Here is a 24,980-nt window from a genome sequence, read left to right on the forward strand (position 1 = left end):
TCAAGAGAAGGAACTAAAGAGGACACAGGCTAGAGACAGTAAAGGCTAGACAGGAGCGTGGAGACAGAAAGCACTCCCGCGAGTCGCCAACGACAAAAACAAAATCACAAGCACTAACAAAAGACACAGTGCAAGACGATGACAAACGGCTCAGAAAGCAACTGGGAACGGGCAGTTGTCGAAAATAAGAAATCTGCCAGCCCGTAGGCTGGCATCCAAATTACAAGCAAACGCCGGTTTGATAGTCCACCACGGCGGCGGACTGTGAGTTTTGCCACAGAGGTTGCTGATAATAGTGGTCATACTGCTCTGCTGCAGTAGCGTCCTCGACTATGTAACCAAAATCCTGCAAGGTTGCTGGGTATAGGTTTTTCGAGCCGATATAAAAGGCAGCATTATCCACCAAAATGGTTTTAGCGTGGTTGCCAATAGCGTAACCATTGCTCCATGTTGCTACACCTTCTGCATTGCGAATCGGTGCCAACTGCAGTGAGTCACACATGGTTTGTTTAGCATCAGCATCGGATAGCTGTGCTCGGCTGGCAATTTTGCGCTGCAATACATCGGTAATTTCTGACATTTTTTTCATATTAGAATATGGAGCTAACAGGCTTTGCTTGGCCCCAGGTGAGCTAACCACAATGCGGACCTTGACCCCCTCAATCAGCTTATCGGCCAACACATCAAATAAGCGCGCATCATAGTAGCTGGCTGCAAACGGCCCAACACAAGGAGCAATTAAATCCTGCTGAGAAATAAATACCGAATGTTGCGCACTGGCTATTAACGCCCGCAACCCAAGCTGTTCAGGGTTGGCGACACTGTACTCCTCGTCATTATTGACATAGTCCTTAAATAAACGTGAGCAAGCAGCTTTGCGATCATCAGCATCCGGCAAACCACCGTCATCGCCACCCGGCGTCTGCATGCCAAACCCTAATCCACCTAGGCTCAATACCTTTACATCACCTGCAGGATCTATCTGCGGCGCACTGAACTCTGTTGGACAACTGCCAGCCGCTGTGGCAGTTTGCTCTAAATCGACGTACAAGGTTTTATTAATCACGCCATCTTTCCAGCGACAAGTAAACTGCCACAATAAATCGGCAAATTGATGTGACGCTCGCGTGGCTGGGCCTTGCAAATGCATGGTGAGGTCGTTAATCGGACTGTCTACCTGCCCATAGGCCGACTCCCACATATTGTGGCCACCAACAATACTGGTGCGGCCATCAACGGCAATGATTTTGGAATGATTCCAGGAGTACAGCCAACTGGTTTCGACCCCAGCCACCGATATATTCATGTCGTCGGCAATATCACCTAAATCTTCTTTAAGGCGACGTAGATAGGACTTGGCCGTTTCGCTAAAGGAGGTATCGATATTGCCCATCACCGGCGGAGTGCCACCTAAAATACGTACAGTGATATTAGGCGAGTGTTGGTACGCCTGCTGCAATCCGCGCACGATGGCTTGTTGAAATATGCCATCCGGATAGGTCACTAAAGTGGTGATATCGACCCAATGTTGAGCCTTGGCCAAATCCTGCTCAATGGTATCGGCAAAATGCTGTAGCGCGCCGCTATCCTGGCATAGCGGGTCTCCCCAGCAGTTGGGAGTTTGCAATAACCAGCTGTCTTCGCCGCCACCGTATCCAGAGATCAAATTGCCGTCGGTAACTTGCCACACACTGCCCTGGCTGCCGGGAAAATGCTGCTGCAGTTGCTGCTCAACACTATCAATATGATAACTGTTAGCCTGCACACTAGCGGTTACTGACAAAGCTATTGCTAACACTAAAGATGGCTGCGACAGCGCTGCACGATACTGCGAAATTGACATGCCATACGTCCCTATTAATAAAACAAGGGACGCAGTCTATTTCCATGATAGAATCAAAACAACGAAAAAACCGCAACACGGTAGGTATTTATACATGATTCCGCAGGCCAAACCAGTCAAAGTACTGACTAGGGCCTGTTAACGCTACTTAGCGCTTTGCTGCTGGAATCCATTTTTTATTGAGCAAGGCATGTTTAACCCGTTAAACATCCATCCTTGCGCCTTAATGGAGAGGTTTTCAGTTCATAACCGCGCGAACAGGCCCTAGTCTGCTTTTCTCCAGCCATAAAGCGCTATCAAACCGGCCAGAAGCCCCCAAAAAGCACTGCCAACCCCCAGCAACGACACTCCGGATGCCGTCACCAAAAAGGTAATTAACGCCGCATCACGCTCCTTTGCTTCTTGCATCGCGGCATACAAGCCGTTAGCAATAGGGCCAAGTAACGCCAAGCCCGCTATCGCTGCCACCAATACCGCCGGCAGCATCTGCAATACGGTGACTAATGCAGCCCCCAATAGGCCAGCCAGTAAATAAAAAACACCACCCCATATAGTTGCCCAATAACGCTGCGACGGCTCACCACCCGCTTCTTCTCCCTGACAAATCGCTGCCGTCATGGCCGACAAATTAAAGGCAAAACCACCGAAGCCACCGAGTAATAATCCGGTCACCGAGGTGGTGGCAACCAGTGATGACGCCGGGGCTAGGTAGCCATTGGCGCGCAACACCGCCAGCCCGGGAATGTTTTGTGATGCCATGGTCACCATGCACAAAGGAATGGCTACGCTCATGGTCGCCGACCAAGAAAACTCAGGTGTAGTCCACACCAGTGTTGGCCACTGCCAATCAAAGCTTTGCCATTGCAATAAGCCTTCGACATAGGACACCAACAACCCCACCAGCAACACCAAAGGAATCACATAACGCGGACTGCGCTGCCTGAACAGCCAAAACGCCAATAACACTGCACCGAGTAACAACGGAAACTCACTCAAACCGTTAAATACCTGCAACCCAAATTGCAGCAACACCCCGGCCAACAAAGCCCCCGTCAGCGACGGCGGCAACAAACGCAATAGCCGTTCAATGCCGCCACTCACGGCGATTAACAGCATTAGCGCAGAACTGACCAGAAAGGCTCCTATGGCCTCAGCCAAAGAAAAACCCGGCAAGCTGGTCACTAACAAGGCTGCCCCCGGCGTCGACCAGGCAGTAAAAATGGGCTTACGGTAATACCACGACAGACCAATACTGCTAATGCCCATCCCCGTGCCTAAGGCCCATAACCAGGAGCTAAGATGTTGCGCACTGCCGCCAGCAGCGACCGCGGCCTGAAAAACAATGGCCACGGCGCTGCTATACCCCACCAACACGGCAATAAAACCCGCACTGATAAACGACAAGGTAAAAGCGCTGCCCTGTTGCTGCCTGCTGGCCACCGCTACGCTGGCCGGTCCATTTGCTGCCGTCTTTTGCATCTTTTACACTCCTTAAACGAGTCTTGTACGCTATAACGCACAAGATAGCACTCGTGCGCTATAACGCACAGCTAATTTTTATCCACAAGGCAGTTTTATGCAGGACATCAGTCATCACCTGGCCAGCAAGGTAAAAGAATTACGTCAGCAAAAAGGCTGGAGTCTGGATCAAGCCGCCAAAGAGACCGGCGTCAGCAAAGCCATGTTGGGCCAGATAGAACGGGGGGAATCCAGCCCCACGGTGGCCAGACTTTGGAAAATTGCCAGCGGCTTTCATTGCTCGTTATCGAGCCTGATTGAGCCCGCACCGGCTGAGCAGCAAACCCTTAAACGCCAGGCGGCCAATTTGAGGCAGCAGCCCAGTGCCGGTGAAATGTTGGTGGCTCCCTTGTTTGCCTACGATGCCAGCATGGGGTTTGAGCTATTTGAGCTGACGCTGGCGCCAGGCTACGAGCGTATTTCAGAGCCGCACGAGGCCGGTGTGACCGAGCATGTGGTGGTGATATCAGGGCAGATGCAATTACTACTGGAGAATGAATGGCAAACTCTAGAGCCTGGTGATGCCGTGCGCTTTGCCGCCGACTGTCGCCATGGTTATCGTAACCAGGGTAGTGAGCCGGCGGTCTTTCACGATTTGATTCACTATGCCATCTGACGCTGCTGGCGGTAGCGCCGCCAGCGCATCCACAGCCAATGCTGCAGCAAGCGCAATAAGCACGAGATGCTGTAGAGCACGATTAATAGCATCAGCAACAGTTCAGGGCCAAAACGATCATTCACATCAGCAGCTCGCTGCAAAAAAACAAACAGCAATCCCCACAGGCCAAACCAAAGCGTCAGGCTCAGCAATAACAGACGGCGCCCCCAGCGCACCAGCCAAGGACAAACAACGACCCCCACAACGATTGCTAACTGCCACCCCATGACATGTCTCCCTTGATGTCGGCTCGCTATGCTAACGCAATCTCAACTGCTCAGTCTGCCCATGACGTTGGCTTCGAGCTGGGCGTTACCCTCCTTCTTATAGATCAACCGAAAGCATGAGATCTTAGGTCATTAGCGGCCGGGCAAGTGGTATCGAAACTCATCCTGCTTAACTAGAAGATGTTGATATTTATGCAACTTAGCTGTTCTTGGCTAGCAGTGTCGAAAACACAGCACAGGGAGAGAGAGCAGACGGCTCAAGGGAGCGAGCAGCAACGCAGTATTAAGAACGCATAGCCCTGCCTTTGGGCTAAGTTCACTGCGACATATATCGTTCACTTAACCCGCTGTTGTCTTTTTACTTTTCGCTGAAAACACTGGTAATCAGCAAGCTTGGTTATTAGCTATCAACCCCTAATTAAGCTGTTTACTTGACCATTCTGCCGGAGGCTTGCATGAAGCGTCTCAGCCTTAAACTGTCACAACGATTGGCATTGGCGTTTTCCGTTCCGTTAGCGCTGTTAGTGTTTATGGGGGTGGTTGCCCTCGATGGTATCCGCACCACTAATCAAGGCTTAGAAACGGTTTATCAAGACAGAGTTATTCCGCTGCAGCAGCTAAAAGCCATCGCCGATGGTTACGCAGTTTTAGTCATTGACGCAGTGAATAAAGCCAACGGCGGCAGCATGACGGCGGAACAGGCATTGGCTTCGGTAGAGCAGGCTGAGTCCTTGATCAGCGAGCGCTGGGGCCTGTATATGGCGACGGAACTGACCCCAGAAGAGCAGCGCCTGGCGCAACAAGCGCAAAAACTGTATGGCCCTGCCGATCAACAAATTGCTTTATTACGTGAGCAACTGACCAAGCAGCAAGGCAATATTGGCGGCCAGCTCGAGCAATTCGACGGCCCCTTGTACCAGGTCATAGATCCGATCAGTAATAAAATTAATGAGCTGGTCGAGCTGCAGCTCAGAGTGGCGGCGGAAGAATACACTGCCGCCACCGACGTCATGCATTCATCCGTTCGCTTAACCATCACGGCTGTGGTGGTGGCGCTGGTGGTGACCTTAATTGCTGCAGTGCTGCTAACACGCAGCGTGCGCACTCCCCTGTATCAGGTGGTCCATTATGCCAAGCTATTGGCACAAGGGGATTTAGGCCAGCAAATCACCGTCGATCGCAGTGATGAGCTGGGCGATCTGCAACATGCCATGCACGAGTTAATTAGCCGACTGAAACAAATCATTGATGACGTTCGCTCATCGGCCAATGGCCTGTCTTCGGCCGCCAGCCAAGTATCCTCAACGTCGCGTGCGTTAAGCGATGCAGCCACCGAACAAGCATCCAGTGTTGAGCAAACCACTGCATCAGTGGAACAAATTGCCGAATCCGTGCAGCAAAATACCGATAATGCTCGCGCCACCGATGATATCGCAGCGCAACTAGCGGTCGATGCCAGCAGCAGTGGCAAGGTGGTGGCCGATACCGTCAGCGCCATGCAGGACATTGCCGAAAAGATCATTATCATTGACGACATCGCCTACCAGACCAACTTGCTGGCTTTAAATGCCGCCATCGAAGCAGCCCGAGCGGGTGACCATGGTCGTGGCTTTACCATTGTCGCCTCTGAAGTAAGACGCTTAGCAGAACGCAGCCGCCTGGCGGCGCAAGATATTGGCGAGCTGGCACAGCGTAGTGTGGGCTTGTCGCAGGAAGCCGGCGAGCGTTTGCATACCCTAGTGCCTGACGTTGAAAAAACCTCCCACCTGATTAAAGAGATTACTCAAGCCTCAGAAGATCAATCTGCCGGGTTAAGCCAAATTAGCGCTGCCATGGCGCAACTCAGCTCAGTAGCACAGCAGAATGCCTCGAGTTCAGAAGAACTGGACGCCACCGCCGAAGAAATGACCAGCCAAGCCAAAGCTCTGGTATCCACCATGGCCTTCTTTAAATAATAAAACCATCACCGAGCGTCTGACTCTCGCGTCAGCGCTCGTCGTGCGTTTATTGCCCTTGCTATGCTGAAGTCAGCCTAATACTTTGGAATGCTTATGCATCGCTTTGCTGCCGTGTCAGCCATGATCCTCTGCCTGACCCTAGCTGGCTGCCTACGGGATGCCGAGCGCGTTGCTAATGTGCGAGATATAGGCGATGCCATTAACCATTGCCGCAACTACACCCGTGCCGTTTTACCTGACGATACCGCCATTTCTATCGATCGCTTATCGACTCGTGAAAACAGCGAGTATTACGACGTTTATTTGCGTGTGTCCGACAAAAATAATCATGGCTGGGTGCGCTGCCAGGTCACCCAAGATGGCTATATCTACGAACATAGGGTGCATGGCATGCGCCACGAAGGGCCATCGCTGTTTAGTTTTTAGCGCTTAAGACGTCCAATTCACCTAGGGCCTGTTAGCTAGCACTATTTAGATCTTTGCTGCTGGACGTCAGTATTTTCTTGAGTACGGCATGAGGAGCGTGGCTTAACAGGTTAAATAAGTAACGAATAACGCTACTCAGGGAAAACGGACTCCAGCCCTTCGGGGTATGGCTGAAAACCCCTCAATCTGTGTTACCCATCCTTTATTTAACTCGTTAAACATCACTTTCCTCCTATACCAATTACAGCGGCAGTGCCAAACTTTCTTTAACTTCTTCCATCACGATATAGCTTTTTGAGTTCTTCACGCCAGGCAGCTGCAACAGCATATCGCCTAACAAGCTTCGATATTGCGACATGTCTTTAATTCGAGCCTTGACCAGATAATCGGAATCGCCCGATACCAGATGACACTCCAGCACATAGGGCAAGGTACGAACCGCCGCGGTGAACTCAGAAAACGCTTGCGGCGATTGATGAGATAACGAGATCTCAACAAACACCAGCAGCTCATGATCCATCAACCTGGGGTTAAGCTTGGCGTAATAGCCCTCGATATAGCCGTCACGTTCTAACCGCTTCACCCGTTCCATGCAGGGGGTTGAGCTTAATCCAACTTTTTCAGCCAGATCGACATAACTGATGCGCCCTTGGCGCTGCAGTACTTCGAGAATACGCCGGTCGAGGCGATCAAGGGGTTTGATTGCATCTTGAGCCATCAGAGTTTTCCACTAGAAAAGTAAACCACTGCAGATGATAAAGCTATGTAATCAGCAAAAACAAAGGATAAAACGCTTAATTTCCCCTTAGCATAGCCAAAAACAACAACCGAAAAAGGCAGTGCTTATGCATGTCATGATTCTTGGATCAGGCGTCATCGGCGTCACCAGCGCTTGGTACCTTGCCCGCGCAGGCCACCAAGTGACTGTGGTCGATCGCCAAAGCGAACCCGCGATGGAAACCAGTTACGGCAATGCTGGACAAATCTCCCCGGGCTACTCGGCCCCTTGGGCTGCCCCTGGCGTGCCGATCAAAGCGATCAAATGGTTGTTGCAGGATTTGGCTCCACTGGCAGTGGATGTAACCCGCTGGGATCGTCATACCCTGAGCTGGATGACTAAAATGCTGCTGAACTGCAATGAGTTCAGCTATCACGTGAATAAATCCCGCATGATGCGCTTAGCCGAGTACAGCCGCGATTGCCTGAAAGCGACTCGCGAAGAGCTTAACCTCGACTACGAACATCGCACCGCAGGCACCTTGCAGGTATTTCGCAACCAAAGCCAGGTCGACGCGTCGGCCAAAGACATTGCGGTATTGCAGGAGTGCGGCGTTGAGCACCAAGTGCTGTCGGTCGATGAATGTCTGCAGTACGAGCCAGGTCTGCAGGCCAGCGCCAACAAACTGGTGGGGGGTTTACGTTTGCCAGGCGATGAAACCGGTGACTGCCATCGTTTCACCCAGCAAATGGCTGATCACTGTCGCCAACTGGGCGTTGAATTTCGCATGAACACCAGTGTGCAAGGATTGTTGTGCCAGCAAGGTCGCATCGATGGTGTCGTCACCAACCAGGGCAACCTGCAAGCCGATGCCTATCTGATGGCCATGGGCAGTTTTTCTGCACCCATGTTGCGACAAATCGGCATCGATTTACCGGTACATCCGATCAAGGGCTACTCACTGACCGTGCCCATCGTCGATGCCGAACGAGCGCCACAATCGACCCTTATGGATGAAACCTACAAGGTCGCAGTCACCCGCTTTGATGATCGCATTCGGGTCGGTGGCACCGCAGAAATCGCCGGCTACGAACTTGACCTGCCGGCCAAACGCCGCGCCAACGTCGAATTTGTCGTTAATGATTTATTCCCGGGCGCAGGCAATACCGCCGAGGCAGAATTCTGGACTGGCTTGCGTCCAATGACACCAGATGGTACACCCATTATCGGCGCGACCAATATTGACAACCTGTTCTTAAATACAGGCCACGGCACCCTAGGCTGGACCATGTCCATGGGCTCTGCCAAAGTCATCGCCGACGTTATTAGCCAGCGCCATACCGATATTGATGCCGCTGATTTATCTCTACACCGCTACCACAAACGGAGTCATTATGTACCAAAAAGACGTTATTCATACTGATCAAGCACCGGCAGCCATTGGCCCTTATTCACAGGCAGTTCGGGTCGGCAATACGGTATATGTGTCGGGACAGATTCCTTTGAATCCGACCACCATGGAAATGGTGACTGAGTCTTTTGAAGCTCAGGCAGAGCAGGTCATGCAAAATTTGAAAGCGATTTGCGAGGCCGCTGGCGGTGATTTGAATAACCTGGTCAAGCTGACGGTCTTGCTGTCGGATATGAGCTACTTCGCTCAGGTTAATGCCGTGATGGAAAAATACTTCCAGGCTCCTTACCCCGCGCGCGCAGCGTTTGCGGTAAAAACTTTGCCAAAAGATGCCGATGTCGAAATTGAAGGCATTATGGCACTGTAAGAAATTGCGGCCGCGGTAAGCGGCCATTGATTTTTCTGCATCCTATTTTATTCCTACCTAACTTAAGCTTTTGTCATTGCTGTCGCTGAAGCGGTAAACAAGTAGGTTTAATAAAAGCCGTCAGAGCCCTATGCCCTCCTTGAGGGACCTTATCCCTCACGCCGGGCGGGCGAACTCCCTGCTTTGCGCTGTACAGGCCTTATTCCCTTCGCTGACAATGCTGTGGTCGCCGCATCACAAAAAGCCTACATCCTTGTAGGCCTTTTGTTGCTGCTGCCATCCGGGCAGCCCCTGCGGGCACAGTCATTGTCAGCTCAGGCGGCCTGCTAAGGCGCGGAGAACCTGGATGCGATACCGAGTGGTTTATGCGTTCGGGTGGGTGTCCGTGTTGTATCCGTGTTGTATGAGTCAGCTGCCGATTCAGCAGTCGCAAACCTCATCCAAGGACTACGGTAGCCTGGGCCTTCCATTAGTGTTGGACTACGAGCAAATTGAGAGAAATCCCGGTCTGTATTTGAACTGGTATGATAAACAACAAGGTGATAAGCCCGTTATCAGCCCTGGCTGGCAGCATACTCTAGCCGACGAGGCACGCACTCTTTATAACCAGCAGAACGAACTATCGGCGCTTGAGACGGTCGACAACTTCTTGCTAGAGCGGCAGGTGTTGCCAACCTACTCTGCTCGAGAGGGGGCTGGCTTGCTCGAAACGGGCCTGAATAGCACCTATAACTTGGCTGCAACGGGGTTGAATACGGCATTACTGCCAGCCATCTTGTTAGGTGAGGGAGCTGATGCTCTGCGCTTACCACCAGTTATGGGGGGTATATTTACAAGCCTGCCTTATGCTGCGCGTGCGACGTCGACCATGTTGGGGGCGCGTGTTACGGCGAGTTCAGCGGCGAGAGGGTCGGGTCAGGTCCTTGGTACATTGGACGATGTCACTCCAGTGGTGCGTAATGAAGGCTTTAGAGTTGGGCAGTTGGATGGGTATTTTGTATCAAATAATGTCGCTAGCTCAGCAGCGGGCTGGGCAGATCAATTTGCTTCGGTAAGTGGTGTTAATCAGCATTCTGTACTTCGGGCTCTCAGGCAGAGCGGTACTGTCGAAGGGGCTGCTGTTGCGAAGCTCATTAAGAGGGGTGATGTTGATTTAGTTATCGAAAATAAAAGTGTGTTGCGCCCGACTATCGCTGGTGAGCAGCCACCGGGAACAAATAAAATCGTTTTATATAGCGACAATATTGGCAGCCCTCAATCAGCTGCTGGAATAGCAACACATGAAACGGAGCATGTGATGCAGAGATATGACTTAAATCGATACGTTAGAGACGGTGGTTATGCTTTACAACTTGAACTGGGAGCTTATAGAGTTCAGCGCCGAGTACAGCAGAACTTTTCTTTGCAAACCGATGAAGATGTTATGAAATTCTTAGTGAAAAGTGATAGTTACCCTCAAATTACGCAGAACGTTATTGATGACTTTTTGCGCAAAGGTCTCGGGTATGACAATCACTTACTAAGAAAATAAGGTATTTGATATGACAATTGACAGCTTTTGCGAAAAGTGTGGTGGGGAAATGGCTCTCTTTAGAAAGCAAGGGGTCATTGAAACTTTTAAATGTTCTTCATGCGACCACATGTATGTGACGAAAATTTTTTATGATGATGGCGAAGAGGCTTTTTCAAGTCCGGATAATAAATTTATCTTCGTTGGTTTGGATGAGTCTTTTTTTGGCAGGAAAGCACTGTTTTTGATAAAGAAGATATTTGCTGGTATGTCAAACTTCTACTTCTCTGACCTGGAAAGTGCGGTTAACAGTGGGGCCAAATCTATTAATTTGGGAATTTACTCGAAGCGTGAGCAGGATGAGATTTTGAGTAGGGCTGGAGAGTATAAAAAATATTTCCACATGGAAGATGTTGACATCTAAAGAAAAGGGACTGGTCAGCCCCCCCCACACACACACAAGCTGTCACATTGGTGGCAGCCTGCTTTGCAGCGGCTAGGCTAAGATTCAGCTGCTGCAGAGCCGGAGTGTGATTATGCCCAAGCCCAGAAAACAGCGGTCCTACACGGACACCCACTCTAAGCTGTCACGTTGGTGGCAGCCTGCTCTGCGGCAATCCTTTAGGTCGGTAGAGTGAAGTCATGGCTCCTTGGTAGCAGGGTTTTGCTTTAAATGCGATTTATTTAAGTTCTGGTGATATTTTGATTAGTTTGTTAGAGAAGATTTTTTACGTTGTTTATCTTAGAGTGAAGTACTCGTCTAAGGTGAAGCCTGAGAATCAGAGTGAGTTTTTGTTGCTTGCGAATGTGATGATCACACTAGCTGCGTCAGGTATTGTTTATGTTACGGCAGCAATAGTGATCTTCGGTTTGATATTTGACTTGCCCGCTTTTTTGTTTTTATCTGGGAAGCTGACTCCAAATGTTCCGCCTCCTATAATGTACACTGGTTTTATAGTGTCATTTTTGATCTTTTATCTTGTCTGCGTCAAAGGGGATAAATATAGAGACTACCCCGAACGTTATCCTGATATATCATTGAAAAATATTCGCCAGAATGATCAGCACTACCTTCTGACCCCTGCGGTTGTATCAATCGTTCTATTGTTTGCATCTACGTTTTTGGTCTTTCATTTTGAAAGAGGGATCTGAGGAACTACATGGACATATATAGACGCTCTCCCGGTGTCAAGGCAGAACATGGCCCTGGCGCCTGAACACCCCTGATTAACTTCTTTTTTACTCATGCCCGGTCGTTATGATGGGTGGTGGTCCATGCTAGTTGCTGGTAGCTCTGACATATATTCGGCTTCTGATCAGGCCGTGGCCTGGAGCCCTGATGAGATCCGCACCTTCCCACCTAAAAACACCCACTCGATCTGTTTCGATCGTGTCCAGTCCAGGTTCTGGGAAGGGCGGATAACCCCGTTTATTTCATCACGCTAACGACTACCGGATGAAATAAATACATTTATCAACTGATTGGACACCCAACCTAAGCAGTCTTGATGTGATGGCTTTGCGAGCTAAGATACATAGCTGATAGACTAGCTAATCAACTAGTCGACACCTGAGGATTTTATTGATGTCACATCAATCAAAGAAGTTATTCTTTCTACTGGCTATGCTAGTAACGGTGAAAGTACTAGACGTTTTCTTTGAGATTCCATTGCATAAAGAGGGACAATTTACTTTTACCCTATTTTATATAGTAAATCTCATTCAGATGGCTCATATCGGCTGGTTTGTCATTACGCTTAGGTGCCCCAATTCAGACTGTCGGCGCCCACAAATTTATCGTTCAGCTTCTATATCAGACTTGAGACTGCCTGGAGAAAACTGCTACCACTGCGGAGAAAAACTGAAGTAATAACAAACCAATCAGACACCCAGCATAATTTCCTAAAAACAATGAAAAATCCAAAACTCCAAGCCGCAATTTAGCATTTTGATCAGACTCGCTAGCGAGATAATTGTTAAAGCAAAAAAAACAATTTGGATAGTTTCAAACCATCAAAGACCCTTGACCTCCTTGAGGTTATCCCTCACGCCGGGCGGGCAAACTCCCTGCTTTGCGCTACGTAGGCCTTATTTCCTTCGTTATCAATGCTGTGGTCGCCGCAACGCCAACAGCCTGCATCCCAGCAGAATGTTGGCTGGTACTGCTATCCAGGCAGCCCCTGCAGGCACAGTCATTGCCAACGTCGGCGGCCTGCTCAGGCGCGGAGAATCTGGGCGCGATGCCGAGTGGTTTATGCGTTCGGGTGGGTGTCCGAGTTGTATCCTGGTGTTCGAGTTGCCTCCTGCCTTAATACCGGGAGAGCATCTATATTTGTCCTGGTTGTAGTATATGAGCTCGTGTGAGTGTCAGCGTTGCTCCAGAAAAGTCCTAGCGGATAAGAGCGAAAGCTTAAACGTACTTGCAAGCCATGGAATCACTTCAGTCTGGTTCGAGGGGATAACACCGATTTGCCTTTCTAAGTAAATTTTTCTTCAACCGTTCTACTGACTGCGTAATTTCATACTCATTCAATGCTGCAAAGCTGAAGCGCACATGCGTCACCGCACGCTTTCTTGAATGAAAAAAAGGATTAAAGTGCATATTCGGCAAACTGTCCGGAACCACACTTTGATCTGAACCTCTAAGCACCGCTTGCATATCCACCCAAATCGCCATGCCGCCCTTGGATGCCGTTACCTTTGCTTGATGATCGAATACTCGCTCAAAGGTCGCGACCGCATGGGCTTTTCGTTTGCGATAGACCGTGCGCATTTTCCTGATATGCGCTTTGACTGCGCCCGATGTCATCAGTTCGGTTACGGCAAGCTCAGTAAACCGGTTGCCTTGGCGATCAATCAGTAAGATTTCTTTTGCCGCCCTATCAATCAATTCCGAGGGCGCAGCCATGTACCCAAGCCTCAGGCCTGGCGTAAACACCTTCGATAACGAGCCAATATGAATGACGTGCTTGGCATGCTCCAGGCTAATTAAAGGTGGGATAGGCTGATGATCATAGTGAAATTCGTGATCATAATCGTCTTCTACAATCCAAAAGCGTTCTTGGTTTGAAAGAGCAATCAGCTGTAGACGCCTTTCCATGCTCATCGTGACAGTCGTGGGGTACTGGTGATGAGGCGTGACATAAATAGCCGCAATTTTGTGCTGTTTTGCGATCGCTTGCAGAGCATGGGTGTCGAGCCCATTTTCATCAATCGGGCATCTCACGACCTGAAACCCACTTGCCTCGAAGGTCAAAACGGCTGGCGGGTAGGTATAGTCTTCACAGACAATAACGCCTTGTTCGGGTGATAACACCTTCGACACCAAATACATGCCCATTTGGCTGCCGCGCGTCACGCACACATGTGCAAGCTCCGCTGTCACAAAGCGATCTACTCGCAGCATGTTAAGAATGGCATTACGAAGCTCAATGCTGCCACGAGGATCGATATAACCCGACACCGGCTCTGCGACAGACTGCATAATGGCACTGCGATACGCTTTTGCTAAGCGCTCATAGGGCAGCAGTCGCTCGTCCGGCACACCGTCATTAATCTGGGTATAGGTCGCACTATCAAAGGCGTCATCTTGCTGTGACCGCTGGGCAAGCGTAATCGCTTGTTTAGAGTCCATTCGACCGCCCAACTGCAACCGGTCACTTTCCTCCAGCGCTATCATGGGCAGCCATTCGGCAACAAAGGTCCCGCGCCTTGGCTTTGATACGACCCAACCCTGCGCTTCTAGTTCTTCGTATACCAGCTGTATGGTTTTTCTATTCACCCCAAGCTGCGCTGCCAGTATTCGAGTGCTCGGGAGCGCTTCACCTGGCTGCAGCCGGCCATTTTGAATATCATCCGCTAACTGATTGACCGCTTTTAAATGAAAAGAATGCTCTGGCCGATCGGCCAGCCATAGATTCAAGTCCCACGCCTTTTTCATTGTACCTGCAAAGCACCTGCCGCCATCTGGACCATAACTATAACAAAAACTGGATGATCTTGATGGTCCAGAAATCCGACATGATGCCCCTCCTAATGAAGGCAAAGAGGCATATCCCTATGAAAACCGCCAACCTAAAAAAAGCACACTCATGCAGCAAGCGCAGTCAAAAATGTCAGCTCTTTTCAAAGACAGTGATCTAAGCGACAAGCAAAAGCTCGCCCTGACATGCCGCATTTTGTTCGAAAAGGGCCACGACGCTGGACTTGCTGGACAAATCACATGCCGAGCCCATGCACAGGATCGCTTTATTACGCAGCGCCTCGGCTTGGGCTTTGATGAAATTACCGCTGACAACTTATTAACCGTGGACCAAGATCTTCAACCCATTGATGGCGAAGGCATGGCAAACCCTGCAAACCGTTTTCATACCTGGCTGTATAAAAAACGCCCAGATGTCAATTGCATTATTCACACACACCCAACCTATGTTGCCGCTTTATCCATGTTAGAAGTGCCCCTTATGGTGTCGCAAATGGATACATCTTGCCTTTATGACGACTGTGCCTTTTTAAAAGAATGGCCAGGCGTTCCTGTCGGCAATGAAGAAGGCATTATTATTTCAGAGGCCCTGGGGGATAAACGCGCCATTTTACTGGCACACCACGGTCAATTAGTCGTTGGCAAAACCATCGAAGAGGCCTGCAATCTAGCCATTTTAATTGAGCGCGCTGCAAAACTTCAGCTACTGGCCATGTCCGCAGGGCACATTCAACCTTTGCCCGAAGCACTCGCAAAAGAAGCTCATGACTGGGTATCCACCGACAAACGCAATCAAGTGAATTTTCATTACTACGCAAGGCAAGCGTTAAAAACCCACCCTGATTGCTTATAAATAAGCAATTCACATTAAAGGCATTTTTCCTTCTCACGCAGTCATCAATAGGTGTTTTATGAACCATCCAATATTAAAGGGCATCATTGCCTACCCGATCACGCCTTTTTTAAAGCGCTCCGGTGCGATTAATCTCGACGCTTTATCAACGCTTATCAATCAGCTAATTGACGATGGCGCTCATGCGATTGCAGCGCTTGGCAGCGCAGGAGAAGCTGCGTACCTTGATGAAGATGAATGGCTTCAGGTCGCCAAGCACAGTATTGAACAGGTTAAAGGGCGCGTACCTGTCATTATCGGCATCGCCGAACTGACCACAGAACGTGCTATCGAAAAAGCAGTAATGGTCGAGCAAATGGGTGCAGACGTTGTCATGATTGCTCCTCTATCTTATTACCCTTTAAGTGAGACGGAAATCTATGAACATTTTCAATCCATTTCTGATGCCATTAGCATCCCAATCATGCTTTATAATAACCCAGCGACCACCGGCGTTGATATGTCGCCTGAATTTATGCTGTCTATGGTCAAGAATTTAGACCAAGTGAGCATGATTAAAGAAAGCAGTGGCGATATTCAGCGCATGCACAAAATTTACAGCCTATCGAAAGGTGAAGTACCTTTTTATAATGGGTGCAATTACCTCGCATTTGAAGCACTGAATGCAGGCGCCAGCGGCTGGTGCACTGCGGCGCCTTGTTTAATTGGAGATCAACCAAAAGCCCTTTATGAGGCCATTCAAGAAGGCAATATACAAAAAGCGTTTTCACTCTTTCATCAGCAGCGTGATCTATTGGAGTTTATTGTCAAAAAAGGTCTTGCCGCTTCAGTTAAAGCAGGGCTATCAGTGAAGGGGTTCGACGCTGGGGTCGCCAGAAGGCCTTTACTACCTTTAAATCCGGGCGACTTACTTACACTTAAAAATTTATTAGAAACCACCAAAGACTAACGAGAACTAGCCAGACTTTGCTAGTCTAAAAATTGCTCGGGCACCCGTTCCAAGCTGCCACACTCGTGGCAGCCCGCTCCACAGTTACCAGGCTGATATCAGTTGCTGCAGAGCAGGAGTGTTATTACTTCCAATCCCAGAAAACATCAGATCTTGCTCGACGCTACAGCTTATTATCACTGCGTATCACGCTGTGTACGGCACGCCTTCCTGTGTAGCACCGATCATATAATAGGCTAGCGACAGGAGTACCACTGAAGCTGATTGGAAAAGCAGGAACCCAATCTCAACACCCACTCCCAACAATGCCAGTAAAACCGCCTGATAAAAGACCAGCCCCCAGAAAAAACCGGCGGAAAACCGCCGGCAATCTATTAGGATTTTCTAACTAGACATTCCAGACATTATTGCGCTAGCTTTTCAAAGGTGAGGGTATCACTCATGATTGTATATTCCTCATTTTCCGGGTCTGCTACATACCAAGACAACTGATATCGACCAGCAGGAAACCAGCTAGGAACATCAATGCTCAAATCCTGATAACTCTTCACCTCACCCGAACCTAATTGCACCTCAGAAGGCTCGAGAGTTGAATAGTGCTTGCCCGTTGGTAGAGTCAAGACTGACCAGCGAATAAAATCTTTATAGCTTGAAGTAAAGTCCAGATTTTCTACACTGGCATCGTAGTTCACCTTACCTCCCACCGCTGATACAACCCCTTCACCGTCATCAAGACCAATAGAAACTGCGAGAGTTGGCATTGGAGCCGTGTCCTCAGATTCGCCCGTCACCCGCACCATCAAATTGGTCATAGTTGCCTGTCCCTTCGACATTTCTACACCGAAGCTCTGCACACCATCGAGGAAAGAATCCGCCCCGCTATGCGCTGGCGTAATACAAGTGGTTCGACTTTCTAGAGGATTGCCGCGAACATTATTCCAGCCGTATCGGGAACTACCAAAGGGGCCATACAAAAGCCCTTCCCCTGGATCGGCCAAATCACCAGCAAAGCTGACAGTAAAACAAATTCTATCAATCGACTTAAAGCGCTGTTCAAAATCGATGTGAGCCATTACTGGCACCCCCTGATCAAGATGAAGCGGCAAGGACTGAGAGAAACTGGCCTCAGTGGTAAATACATCGGCGAAACTAGACGTAGAAGAAAGAGCTGCGACTGTTAGCAATGTTGAAAGAGTGGCTATTTTTTTCATAAACATTCCTTTTATAGGTTATTAAATATTTTTTTGACGAGGCTTTCATTGTGGACGACACCACGGATGCACATACGAGAGGCATCGATTTGGGGCTTGTTTACTCGTTGAAGTCTATTATCCAAAAGCTCAGTCTCAGATCCCGAGACCAAGGGAAGAAAAAATACTGAACCAACAATAAAAAGGAGGTAGATAAGAGAGATGCGCGAAACGCCGAAGTATTTTGACGTTCCCCATGACCCATCAAGCTCTTTTGCAGAGAACTCAGTCTCACCATGTGAGACTGAAGCGATATAGAATAGACCGACTCTTACGCCGCATCATTCGACACAGGACAAAATGGAGACAACAGCAAATGGATGGCTTTGACCGTATCTACGATCTCCACAAGCTACTAAAAGGACGCAAAACTGCCCTGGCGCTGAATGATATTCTCGACCATATGGAATGTTCCAAGGCGACTTTTCATCGTATACGTCGCCATATGAGCGACTATTTAGGCGCACCGATAGAATTCAATAAAGATCAGGGGGGCTACCGCTATATCGAGGGCCCGGACAGCGGCTATGAGTTGCCCGGGCTCTGGTTTAATCAACAGGAGTTATACGCACTTTTGATGATTCAGTCGCTGCTGAACAATCTTAGTATCAGTTTACTTCAACAAGAACTGTCGCCGATAAAGGAGCGCATCGATCGCCTGTTGAAGAAACAGTCTCTGGATCCCGAGCTGCTACAGGATCGTATCCGAATCCTCGGGGTTGCCACCCGCAAGGTGGACAGCCATATTTTTCTGCCTCTGGCAGAGGCTGTAGCGCGCAGCAAGCCATTAACAATCACCTACAGCACGCGCGATTCTGGAGTCACCTCTTGCCGGAATATTTCTCCCCAGCGCATGGTGAACTACCGAAACAACTGGTATTTGGACACCTGGTGCCATGAACGCCAAGACTATCGCACCTTCGCCATGGAGTGTATCCAAAGTATCACAGACTCTAAGGACACTTTTCAGGCAATCGACAGTAAAACACTGGACGACTACTTTAACGCCAGTTACGGCATCTATGCCGGTGATAATATCGAGTGGGCAGTCATAGAGTTCACGAGCGATATCGCCAACAGAGTTGCCGACGAACTCTGGCACCCAGAACAAAAGGGAGAGTTTTTAGCAGACGGGCACTACCGGCTTAGCCTTCCCTATAACAGCGACCAGCCAAATGAGCTATTAATGGATATTATTCGTCATGGCGCCGCCGCCAAACTGATCGAGCCACAGTCTCTGCAACAGCAGCTAATGCAGCGTTTGCAAGACTCGCTGAACATCTATACAAATTAAAAACAGCATAGATGTGGTATTTAACTGGGCGGTAAGCAATTCTTTGATGAGCAACACAGCTACCCACTCTAACTTTTTAACTCGCCTTTGCTCCCAGCCGATCGGCATCTTAACAGATCCCCTTGCTGGTTATGACTCCCACAGGTCTGCTTGGCTGGCAGCGCAAACTCAGGTTACAAGGGTATAGGCTTTAGTGATGCAACGACCACAGCATTGTCCGTTCAGGAAGGTCGGCCTGTACAGCGCCAAGTAGGGAGTTCGCCCGCCCACTATTACTGCAAGGTTAAAGGTTGGCCAACATAGTTATTGCCCAACGTTATCTCTAATGCGTTATCTTTGGCACGATACGGTTGTCCTACCATTTCGTCATAGGCACTTTGCTGCCGCAACACCATATGTCGCACTGGTAAGGCTTCAAACAAGGTCTGCAAATTCAGCATATTGTGGGCACGTAATAGCGCCCCTTGCTCATCACAAACATAATGCTCTTCGCCATCTACCACCACGGACACCTGATACAAACACAGGTCCAGCGAGTGCAGAATCACCTTATCGATCAGCTTCAGTTTGCGCACGGCACTCATCGCAATGCTCATAGCCAGGCTCCAGTCACACTTAGCAAAACCCAAGTATATGCACAACTTATACAAACCGCACAACTATTCTTCCATCACCAATTCAGGACCTGGGTGAAACTCACGACTGCCATACAGCTCGCTCAGTAAAGGCGCGCTGCCATTGGGTTGCACCAAGCGGGCATGGTCACGGCGCAGTTTGCGCGGCTCGTCCACACCACATGAATGCGCAATCATGCCCACTTCGTACACCATGGTCGCCACATAATTGGCAACTCGATGGGCCTTGTCGGCTTCCACCAGGCCACGCTGCAGTTTGGGGTCATGGGTGGTGATACCCGTGGGGCAGGTATTCTTGTTGCACTGCAACGCCTGAATACACCCCAGCGCGAACATAAAACCGCGAGCACTGACGACAAAATCCGCACCGACGCACAAGGCCCAAGCCACCCGATCCGGGTTAATAAGTTTGCCGGAGGCGATTATTCGAATGCGGCCACGCAGGTGATAGTCATCCAGCTTATCGACCAGCATGGGCAGCGCCTGGGCCAGCGGTAAGCCCATATAATCCATTAACGGCTGTGGAGCAGCGCCGGTGCCGCCTTCAGCGCCATCGAGGGTAATAAAATCGGGGGCACTCTCGATGCCACGACTGTGTATCGCCCGGCACAGGTCGTCTATCCAATGAATATCACCGAGCACGGTTTTAAATCCCGTGGGCTTGCCGGTGACGTCTCGCACCCGAGCAACCATATCGAGCAGCTGGTCTACGGAGCGAATATCCGGGTGGCCATTCGGGCTAATGGAATCTTGTCCAACCGGAATACCACGAATATGGGCAATTTCTTCGCTGACCTTAGTGCCCGGCAATATGCCGCCCTTGCCCGGTTTAGCGCCCTGACTGAGTTTGATTTCAAACATTTTCACTTGTTCATGGGCTGCGGCGGCTTTCAACTTGCCATCATCCAGCTCACCATTGGCGTCTCGCACGCCGTATTTGGCAGTGCCTATTTGCACCACCACATCACAGCCGGCTTCTAAGTGATAAGGCGTCAGCGCTCCCTCGCCAGTATTCATCCAGCAACCGGCGAGCTTGGCCCCCGCCGCTAGCGACTCAACCGCGGGCCTGGACAAGGCGCCGTAGCTCATGCCCGAGATGTTCAGCAATGATGAGGTTTCGTAGGGGTGACGGCTGTATTCACCAATGACTAATGATGTTGGCTGGCAAAAATCTTTTTTCAGTGCAGGAAACGGGCTATTCACAAACATAACGGTGCCTGCCACATCCAAACGCCGGGTCGACCCAAAGGCCACCGTGGTGTCAGCTTTTTTTGCTGCTTTATAAGCCCAGCCACGTTCAGCGCGGTTAAAAGGCATTTCTTCTCGATCCATGGCAAAAAAATACTGGCGAAAAAATTCACCCAGGTGTTCAAACACATAACGAAAGCGGCCAATAACGGGAAAATTACGCCGCACGGTATGACGGATCTGGCGTCGATCACTGATGTAGGCGGTCACAGCCCACAGCATTAACGCCAGCCATAACACCGCAAAGGTTCCGACCAACAGTAATACCGCATAGGCGGCGGCATTAAACAAAGTCTCAGACATAGGATCATCCATTTATTTAGCAAAGCCCCGGGCAGGTCAGCTTGGATAAGCTGCCCGCATAACATAGCGGTAAGCAAGGTTATAAATCCAGCAATTATCCAAGCTGTGTTAAGGCACCTCTGAATAATTCGGTGCCCGCTCTGGATCGCCAGAGGATTTCAGATCACGAAGCCGGTTTGCCGCTCCCAAAAATCGGCGACACAGAGCTGGAGTTCTCTGGCGTTCCCCGTAGGGCGCGGGCTGCAGGCCTTCATAACGTTGTTGGCGATGTTGAAAAGGGCTGGCCATTACCTGCCATCACCGCCTTGTTCTGAAGGCCTGCTGCACTCGCGCAGGGCTGTGCAAAATTATTCAGAGGTGCCTTAATTCATTCTGTTTTTGACCAGGGGGTTTTGGCGCGAAAAAAAAGCGGCCGAGGCCGCTTCAAGGGTGCTGAGTTTGTCATTTAAGCCGTCGGGGTGACGTTGCGCACGCTTCTGGCAGTGAAGTAGGCGAATCCTCCGTCTACATCCCCCACTTCGATACGATTGGGCGCCAGTGGCGAGCTTTTAATGGTGGCGATATAAATGCCATGACTAGCAATAAGATTGCGATCAACATCATTAAACTGAGGTTGTGAAAAAACAAAGGTTTTGCGCTCATGTCCACGTTCCAGGGTGAGTATTAGCTGAGCATCCACCAGCTCATTTGCGCGACTGTAGTTGACGTAAGTGACTTGGTAGCCCAAGTCGAATTCGTACAATGGCGAAGCCAGTGTGGGTTTGCTGATGCTCATAACTAACACCTGTGTAGTGGGCATTGCACTTATAGGTTTAGTCAGCCCATACACACTTCGCAATACCCGATAACAGAAAGCTACAGTAACCTGTCCTGTTTTATCCAATGATGAGTTTTTGACGTAAAAACAGTCGTTTAGGTCCTACATTCCCGCCAAAACCAGGGCCCTGTAACCGGAAATTACTGTGTTATCAGTCAATTAAAGTCAGATTTGCCCGCTCACCTCAGGCTATGGCATCAGTTTTAAAAAATAGAAATATCAACAAAAAACTGAGGCGCTACCAACGCTGGCGGATGTCATATAAGGCAGGTTCGATATCCGGGAACTCAAACTGGAAGTTTTCTTGCTGCAATCGCTCAGGCAGCGCTCGCTGGCCTCCCAATAACAGCTCGCTCATTTCACCAAACAGCAAACGTGCCGAGAAGGCCGGCATAGGAAGGCAGACTGGGCGCTTTAAAACCTTACCCAAGGCCTGGGTGAAGTGCTGATTATCAACCGGCGTTGGCGCCGTTAAGTTAAATACGCCGCTCAACTGGGACTGCAACAACCACTGAACCGCTTGGCAGTAATCCTGCAGATGAATCCAGGGCAAAAACTGTTGCCCTGAGCCAATTTTGCCACCTAAACCGAGCGAAAACGGCAGCCACAAGCGCTGCAGCATGCCGCCGTGAGGGCCTAAAACAATGCCAGTGCGTACCATCACCAGCCTAGAGCTCAAAGGTTTTAATAAGCTAGCGGCTTGCTCCCAGTCCTGGCATAGCCTGGCGGCAAAGTCGTGACCCGCTGGCGCTTGCTCCGTTACGGTTTGCTGCTCTGCCGTGCCCGACAAAGCGCCGTAGTAACCAACGGCAGAACCACTGATAACCACTTCGAAATGCTGGCTACTGCTTTTTGCCCAATCAGCCAGGTCGCGGGTAAAGTCGACCCGGGAGGCCCGCAAAACCTGTTTGCGAGCATCACTCCAGCGCCGATCGGCAATGGCCTCACCGGCCAGGTTGACCAACCAATCATAACGCTCTCCCAGCTGTGCCAAGGTATTCACCACCAGCACCCGACTGCCCCAGCGCTGCTCAACAAACTCAGGACGCCGACTAAACACAGTCACCTGATGACCCTGATGCAGCCACTGCTCGACCAAATGCCGACCAATAAACCCTGTGCCACCAGTAATTAGAATGCGTTTTGTCATAGCGTCCTCCGCGCCTACATCATGTCAGCCGTCATCGCCATCAGGCTGTCTTTGCCCGCCTCTATCTCGGCCAGCAAAGCACCGCTTTGTGGCAGCAGCTTGGCAAAGAAGAAATCCGCACTGTACAGCTTAGCCTGATAAAAATCGGTCTCAGTGCTGCCCCGGTCGAGTGCTTGCTGAGCGGTATTGGCCATACGGCTCCAAAAATACGCCATCAAAGTCAAAGCTAGCAAACGCAAATAGGGAGTTGCACTGGCGCCAGCCTGCTCACGATCCTGCATACCTTGCTGCACCAACCACATGGTGGCGCGCTGCAACTGGCCGACCGCTTGGGTCAATAAAGCGCCGTGGGCTACCTCAGCGTCGGATTTAATATAGCTGTCGAACATGGCCAATAAAGCTTTTATCGCCCGGCCGTTGTGCATGGCGAGTTTACGCCCCACCAGATCCAACGCTTGAATGCCATTGGTGCCTTCATAAATACGAGTGATTCTGGCATCACGTACCAACTGCTCTACCGGCCAATCCTGGGTATAGCCATTGCCGCCCATCAGTTGCAGCGCATCGTTGGCACAAAAGAAGCCTTCATCAGTGAGATAGGCCTTCACCACGGGAGTCAGTAGTTGCACCAGATCATCGGCCTGCTGACGCTGTTCTACCGTCTCCGCTTTGTGGGCCAGATCCAATTGCATGGCAGTAAAATAGGCCAGCGCTCGCCCACCTTCTATGGTCGCTTTCTGACGCAGCACCATGCGCCTAACATCCGGATGAACCAAGATGTTATCAGCGGCCTGATCGGGCTCTTTAGGACCTGCCAGGGAGCGACTTTGACGCCGTTCGCGGGCAAACTGTAGCGATGTCTGATAGGCCGCTTCTGCGACACCTAAGCCCTGCAGCCCCACCATCAGCCGTGCACTGTTCATCATCACAAACATGGCTTGTAAACCACAATGCGGCTCGCCAATCAACCAGCCTTTGGCTTGCTCAAAGTTCATCACACAGGTGGCTGAACCTTTGATGCCCATTTTGTGCTCTAAACCGCCACAATAGGCCGGATTGCGCTCGCCATCAGACAAAAACTTAGGCACCAAAAATAACGATATCCCCTTCGACCCGGCGGGTGCATCGGGCAGTTTGGCCAATACCAAGTGCACTATGTTCTCGACCAGATCGTGCTCACCACCGGTGATCCAGATCTTAGTGCCAGATAACGCATAGCTGCCATCTGCCAACGGCTCCGCCTTAGTGCGAATCAAGCCCAAATCGGTGCCGCAATGGGGCTCGGTCAGACACATGGTGCCGCTCCATTCGCCGCTGATCAGCTTGGGCAAATACAAGGCTTTCAGTTCATCACTGCCATGAGACGTTAGAGCATTGATAGCGCCATGGCTTAAGCCCGGATACATTCCCAACGACAGATTGGCGGAGCACATCATTTCTTCAGCAACGGTGTTGAGCGTATGTGGCAGGCCCTGACCGCCGTATTCAACTGGTGCTGCCAACGCGATCCAGCCACTCTCTGCAAATTGTCGATAAGCCTCCTTAAAACCGTTCGGCGTACTGACCGAGTGAGACTCTGGGTGATACTGACAACCTTCCCGGTCGCCCACTTCATTGAGCGGTGCCATGACATTTTCTGCCAGCTTGGCGCCTTCTTTCAGCATGGCATCCATAATTTCCTGACCCGCATCTTCAAAGCTAGGCAAGGCTGGCAATACACGATCAGCTTGTAACAACTCATACAAAACGAACTGCATATCTCGCAGTGGTGCCTGATACTTCATCTAGCTCACCTTTTAGTTCGGTCCAAGTTAACAAATTGAATGCTGTTATCTGTCTCAGCATGACTATACAATTGTTATA

General features: G+C 50.2%; 22 protein-coding genes. 11 read left to right on the forward strand and 11 right to left on the reverse strand.

Going from position 1 to position 24,980, the window contains the following annotated elements; translation table 11 throughout:
* Nucleotides 1–220 precede the first annotated feature (220 nt).
* Nucleotides 221–1,843, reverse strand: coding sequence for a phospholipase D-like domain-containing protein (locus tag AC55FS_RS17610; protein WP_496933601.1), 1,623 nt, complete (start codon nucleotides 1,841–1,843; stop codon nucleotides 221–223).
* A 264-nt stretch (nucleotides 1,844–2,107) separates the two neighbouring features.
* Entirely contained in the window at nucleotides 2,108–3,322 is a 1,215-nt protein-coding gene (locus tag AC55FS_RS17615) for a benzoate/H(+) symporter BenE family transporter (RefSeq protein ID WP_496933602.1), read from the reverse strand.
* Between the two features lie 97 nt (nucleotides 3,323–3,419).
* On the opposite strand from AC55FS_RS17615, the gene AC55FS_RS17620 reads away from it, so the two are divergent.
* Nucleotides 3,420–3,977 carry a helix-turn-helix domain-containing protein gene (locus tag AC55FS_RS17620; RefSeq protein ID WP_496933603.1) on the forward strand — a complete coding sequence of 186 codons (558 nt, stop codon included), beginning with the start codon at nucleotides 3,420–3,422 and terminating at the stop codon, nucleotides 3,975–3,977.
* Here the strand turns inward: AC55FS_RS17620 and AC55FS_RS17625 are convergent.
* Nucleotides 3,965–4,246, reverse strand: a complete 282-nt coding sequence (locus AC55FS_RS17625) for a hypothetical protein (RefSeq protein ID WP_496933604.1) — start codon at nucleotides 4,244–4,246, stop codon at nucleotides 3,965–3,967. The two genes, AC55FS_RS17620 and AC55FS_RS17625, sit on opposite strands and share 13 nt — an antisense overlap.
* A 455-nt stretch (nucleotides 4,247–4,701) precedes the next feature.
* Between AC55FS_RS17625 and AC55FS_RS17630 the strand changes: the two genes are divergently transcribed.
* Together AC55FS_RS17630 and AC55FS_RS17635 are read left to right on the forward strand one after the other, a co-directional pair.
* Nucleotides 4,702–6,201, forward strand: coding sequence for a methyl-accepting chemotaxis protein (locus tag AC55FS_RS17630; RefSeq protein WP_496933605.1), 1,500 nt, complete (start codon nucleotides 4,702–4,704; stop codon nucleotides 6,199–6,201).
* A gap of 96 nt (nucleotides 6,202–6,297) precedes the next feature.
* A complete protein-coding gene (locus AC55FS_RS17635) occupies nucleotides 6,298–6,630 on the forward strand; it encodes a hypothetical protein (protein WP_496933606.1) in 333 nt (110 codons plus the stop codon).
* 241 nt (nucleotides 6,631–6,871) lie between these two features.
* On the opposite strand, the gene AC55FS_RS17640 is transcribed toward AC55FS_RS17635, so the two are convergent.
* Entirely contained in the window at nucleotides 6,872–7,348 is a 477-nt protein-coding gene (locus AC55FS_RS17640) for an Lrp/AsnC ligand binding domain-containing protein (protein WP_496933607.1), read from the reverse strand.
* A 127-nt stretch (nucleotides 7,349–7,475) separates the two neighbouring features.
* Here AC55FS_RS17640 and AC55FS_RS17645 point away from each other — a divergent pair, with 127 nt between their 5' ends.
* From AC55FS_RS17645 to AC55FS_RS17665, 5 genes are all read left to right on the forward strand, one after another.
* On the forward strand, nucleotides 7,476–8,771 hold the full coding sequence (locus AC55FS_RS17645; RefSeq protein WP_496933608.1) for a D-amino acid dehydrogenase: 1,296 nt from the start codon (nucleotides 7,476–7,478) through the stop codon (nucleotides 8,769–8,771).
* Nucleotides 8,743–9,126, forward strand: coding sequence for a RidA family protein (locus AC55FS_RS17650; protein WP_496933609.1), 384 nt, complete (start codon nucleotides 8,743–8,745; stop codon nucleotides 9,124–9,126). The genes AC55FS_RS17645 and AC55FS_RS17650 overlap by 29 nt, the downstream gene beginning before the upstream one ends.
* Nucleotides 9,127–9,529: 403 nt before the next feature.
* Nucleotides 9,530–10,657: a hypothetical protein gene (locus tag AC55FS_RS17655; protein WP_496933610.1), complete on the forward strand. Its 1,128-nt coding sequence runs from the start codon at nucleotides 9,530–9,532 to the stop codon at nucleotides 10,655–10,657.
* 10 nt (nucleotides 10,658–10,667) lie between these two features.
* A complete protein-coding gene (locus AC55FS_RS17660; RefSeq protein ID WP_496933611.1) occupies nucleotides 10,668–11,060 on the forward strand; it encodes a hypothetical protein in 393 nt (130 codons plus the stop codon).
* Between the two features lie 278 nt (nucleotides 11,061–11,338).
* On the forward strand, nucleotides 11,339–11,788 hold the full coding sequence (locus AC55FS_RS17665; RefSeq protein ID WP_496933612.1) for a hypothetical protein: 450 nt from the start codon (nucleotides 11,339–11,341) through the stop codon (nucleotides 11,786–11,788).
* A gap of 1,288 nt (nucleotides 11,789–13,076) precedes the next feature.
* Here AC55FS_RS17665 and pdxR read toward each other — a convergent pair.
* Nucleotides 13,077–14,681, reverse strand: coding sequence for a MocR-like pyridoxine biosynthesis transcription factor PdxR (gene pdxR / locus AC55FS_RS17670; RefSeq protein WP_496933613.1), 1,605 nt, complete (start codon nucleotides 14,679–14,681; stop codon nucleotides 13,077–13,079).
* A 67-nt stretch (nucleotides 14,682–14,748) separates the two neighbouring features.
* Between pdxR and AC55FS_RS17675 the strand changes: the two genes are divergently transcribed.
* Both AC55FS_RS17675 and AC55FS_RS17680 read left to right on the forward strand, forming a co-directional pair.
* The gene (locus tag AC55FS_RS17675) at nucleotides 14,749–15,471 is read left to right on the forward strand and encodes an aldolase (RefSeq protein ID WP_496933614.1); all 723 of its coding nucleotides are present in this window, start codon (nucleotides 14,749–14,751) and stop codon (nucleotides 15,469–15,471) included.
* 58 nt (nucleotides 15,472–15,529) lie between these two features.
* Nucleotides 15,530–16,420, forward strand: coding sequence for a dihydrodipicolinate synthase family protein (locus tag AC55FS_RS17680; RefSeq protein WP_496933615.1), 891 nt, complete (start codon nucleotides 15,530–15,532; stop codon nucleotides 16,418–16,420).
* 404 nt (nucleotides 16,421–16,824) lie between these two features.
* Here the strand turns inward: AC55FS_RS17680 and AC55FS_RS17685 are convergent, their stop codons facing one another.
* Nucleotides 16,825–17,631: a hypothetical protein gene (locus AC55FS_RS17685; protein ID WP_496933616.1), complete on the reverse strand. Its 807-nt coding sequence runs from the start codon at nucleotides 17,629–17,631 to the stop codon at nucleotides 16,825–16,827.
* A 355-nt stretch (nucleotides 17,632–17,986) separates the two neighbouring features.
* Between AC55FS_RS17685 and AC55FS_RS17690 the strand changes: the two genes are divergently transcribed.
* The gene (locus AC55FS_RS17690) at nucleotides 17,987–18,964 is read left to right on the forward strand and encodes a helix-turn-helix transcriptional regulator (RefSeq protein WP_496933617.1); all 978 of its coding nucleotides are present in this window, start codon (nucleotides 17,987–17,989) and stop codon (nucleotides 18,962–18,964) included.
* A 272-nt stretch (nucleotides 18,965–19,236) separates the two neighbouring features.
* Here AC55FS_RS17690 and AC55FS_RS17695 read toward each other — a convergent pair whose 3' ends face one another.
* From AC55FS_RS17695 to AC55FS_RS17715, 5 genes are all read right to left on the reverse strand, one after another.
* Complete coding sequence (locus AC55FS_RS17695; RefSeq protein WP_496933618.1) at nucleotides 19,237–19,560, reverse strand: DUF6482 family protein; 324 nt, start codon at nucleotides 19,558–19,560, stop codon at nucleotides 19,237–19,239.
* A 63-nt stretch (nucleotides 19,561–19,623) separates the two neighbouring features.
* Nucleotides 19,624–21,150 carry an FMN-binding glutamate synthase family protein gene (locus tag AC55FS_RS17700; protein WP_496933619.1) on the reverse strand — a complete coding sequence of 509 codons (1,527 nt, stop codon included), beginning with the start codon at nucleotides 21,148–21,150 and terminating at the stop codon, nucleotides 19,624–19,626.
* 445 nt (nucleotides 21,151–21,595) lie between these two features.
* Nucleotides 21,596–21,925, reverse strand: a complete 330-nt coding sequence (locus AC55FS_RS17705) for a hypothetical protein (RefSeq protein ID WP_496933620.1) — start codon at nucleotides 21,923–21,925, stop codon at nucleotides 21,596–21,598.
* Nucleotides 21,926–22,205: 280 nt separating this feature from the next.
* On the reverse strand, nucleotides 22,206–23,117 hold the full coding sequence (locus tag AC55FS_RS17710; RefSeq protein WP_496933621.1) for a TIGR01777 family oxidoreductase: 912 nt from the start codon (nucleotides 23,115–23,117) through the stop codon (nucleotides 22,206–22,208).
* 14 nt (nucleotides 23,118–23,131) lie between these two features.
* Complete coding sequence (locus AC55FS_RS17715) at nucleotides 23,132–24,901, reverse strand: acyl-CoA dehydrogenase C-terminal domain-containing protein (RefSeq protein WP_496933622.1); 1,770 nt, start codon at nucleotides 24,899–24,901, stop codon at nucleotides 23,132–23,134.
* Between the last annotated feature and the right edge of the window lie 79 nt (nucleotides 24,902–24,980).

The sequence above is a fragment of the Bacterioplanes sp. CLAM21 genome (assembly GCF_059641015.1).

What these genes read in the sequence shown, in the direction of transcription:
- AC55FS_RS17640 (WP_496933607.1), bottom strand. Translation starts at nt 7,348, where the DNA reads ATGGCTCAAGATGCAATCAAACCCCTTGATCGCCTCGACCGGCGTATT.
- AC55FS_RS17680 (WP_496933615.1), top strand. Translation starts at nt 15,530, where the DNA reads ATGAACCATCCAATATTAAAGGGCATCATTGCCTACCCGATCACGCCT.
- AC55FS_RS17700 (WP_496933619.1), bottom strand. Translation starts at nt 21,150, where the DNA reads ATGTCTGAGACTTTGTTTAATGCCGCCGCCTATGCGGTATTACTGTTG.
- AC55FS_RS17615 (WP_496933602.1), bottom strand. Translation starts at nt 3,322, where the DNA reads ATGCAAAAGACGGCAGCAAATGGACCGGCCAGCGTAGCGGTGGCCAGC.
- AC55FS_RS17610 (WP_496933601.1), bottom strand. Translation starts at nt 1,843, where the DNA reads ATGTCAATTTCGCAGTATCGTGCAGCGCTGTCGCAGCCATCTTTAGTG.
- AC55FS_RS17625 (WP_496933604.1), bottom strand. Translation starts at nt 4,246, where the DNA reads ATGGGGTGGCAGTTAGCAATCGTTGTGGGGGTCGTTGTTTGTCCTTGG.
- AC55FS_RS17685 (WP_496933616.1), bottom strand. Translation starts at nt 17,631, where the DNA reads ATGAAAAAAATAGCCACTCTTTCAACATTGCTAACAGTCGCAGCTCTT.
- AC55FS_RS17650 (WP_496933609.1), top strand. Translation starts at nt 8,743, where the DNA reads ATGTACCAAAAAGACGTTATTCATACTGATCAAGCACCGGCAGCCATT.
- AC55FS_RS17695 (WP_496933618.1), bottom strand. Translation starts at nt 19,560, where the DNA reads ATGAGCATTGCGATGAGTGCCGTGCGCAAACTGAAGCTGATCGATAAG.
- AC55FS_RS17710 (WP_496933621.1), bottom strand. Translation starts at nt 23,117, where the DNA reads ATGACAAAACGCATTCTAATTACTGGTGGCACAGGGTTTATTGGTCGG.
- AC55FS_RS17705 (WP_496933620.1), bottom strand. Translation starts at nt 21,925, where the DNA reads ATGAGCATCAGCAAACCCACACTGGCTTCGCCATTGTACGAATTCGAC.
- AC55FS_RS17635 (WP_496933606.1), top strand. Translation starts at nt 6,298, where the DNA reads ATGCATCGCTTTGCTGCCGTGTCAGCCATGATCCTCTGCCTGACCCTA.
- AC55FS_RS17620 (WP_496933603.1), top strand. Translation starts at nt 3,420, where the DNA reads ATGCAGGACATCAGTCATCACCTGGCCAGCAAGGTAAAAGAATTACGT.
- AC55FS_RS17660 (WP_496933611.1), top strand. Translation starts at nt 10,668, where the DNA reads ATGACAATTGACAGCTTTTGCGAAAAGTGTGGTGGGGAAATGGCTCTC.
- AC55FS_RS17675 (WP_496933614.1), top strand. Translation starts at nt 14,749, where the DNA reads ATGTCAGCTCTTTTCAAAGACAGTGATCTAAGCGACAAGCAAAAGCTC.
- AC55FS_RS17690 (WP_496933617.1), top strand. Translation starts at nt 17,987, where the DNA reads ATGGATGGCTTTGACCGTATCTACGATCTCCACAAGCTACTAAAAGGA.
- AC55FS_RS17645 (WP_496933608.1), top strand. Translation starts at nt 7,476, where the DNA reads ATGCATGTCATGATTCTTGGATCAGGCGTCATCGGCGTCACCAGCGCT.
- AC55FS_RS17630 (WP_496933605.1), top strand. Translation starts at nt 4,702, where the DNA reads ATGAAGCGTCTCAGCCTTAAACTGTCACAACGATTGGCATTGGCGTTT.
- AC55FS_RS17655 (WP_496933610.1), top strand. Translation starts at nt 9,530, where the DNA reads ATGAGTCAGCTGCCGATTCAGCAGTCGCAAACCTCATCCAAGGACTAC.
- AC55FS_RS17715 (WP_496933622.1), bottom strand. Translation starts at nt 24,901, where the DNA reads ATGAAGTATCAGGCACCACTGCGAGATATGCAGTTCGTTTTGTATGAG.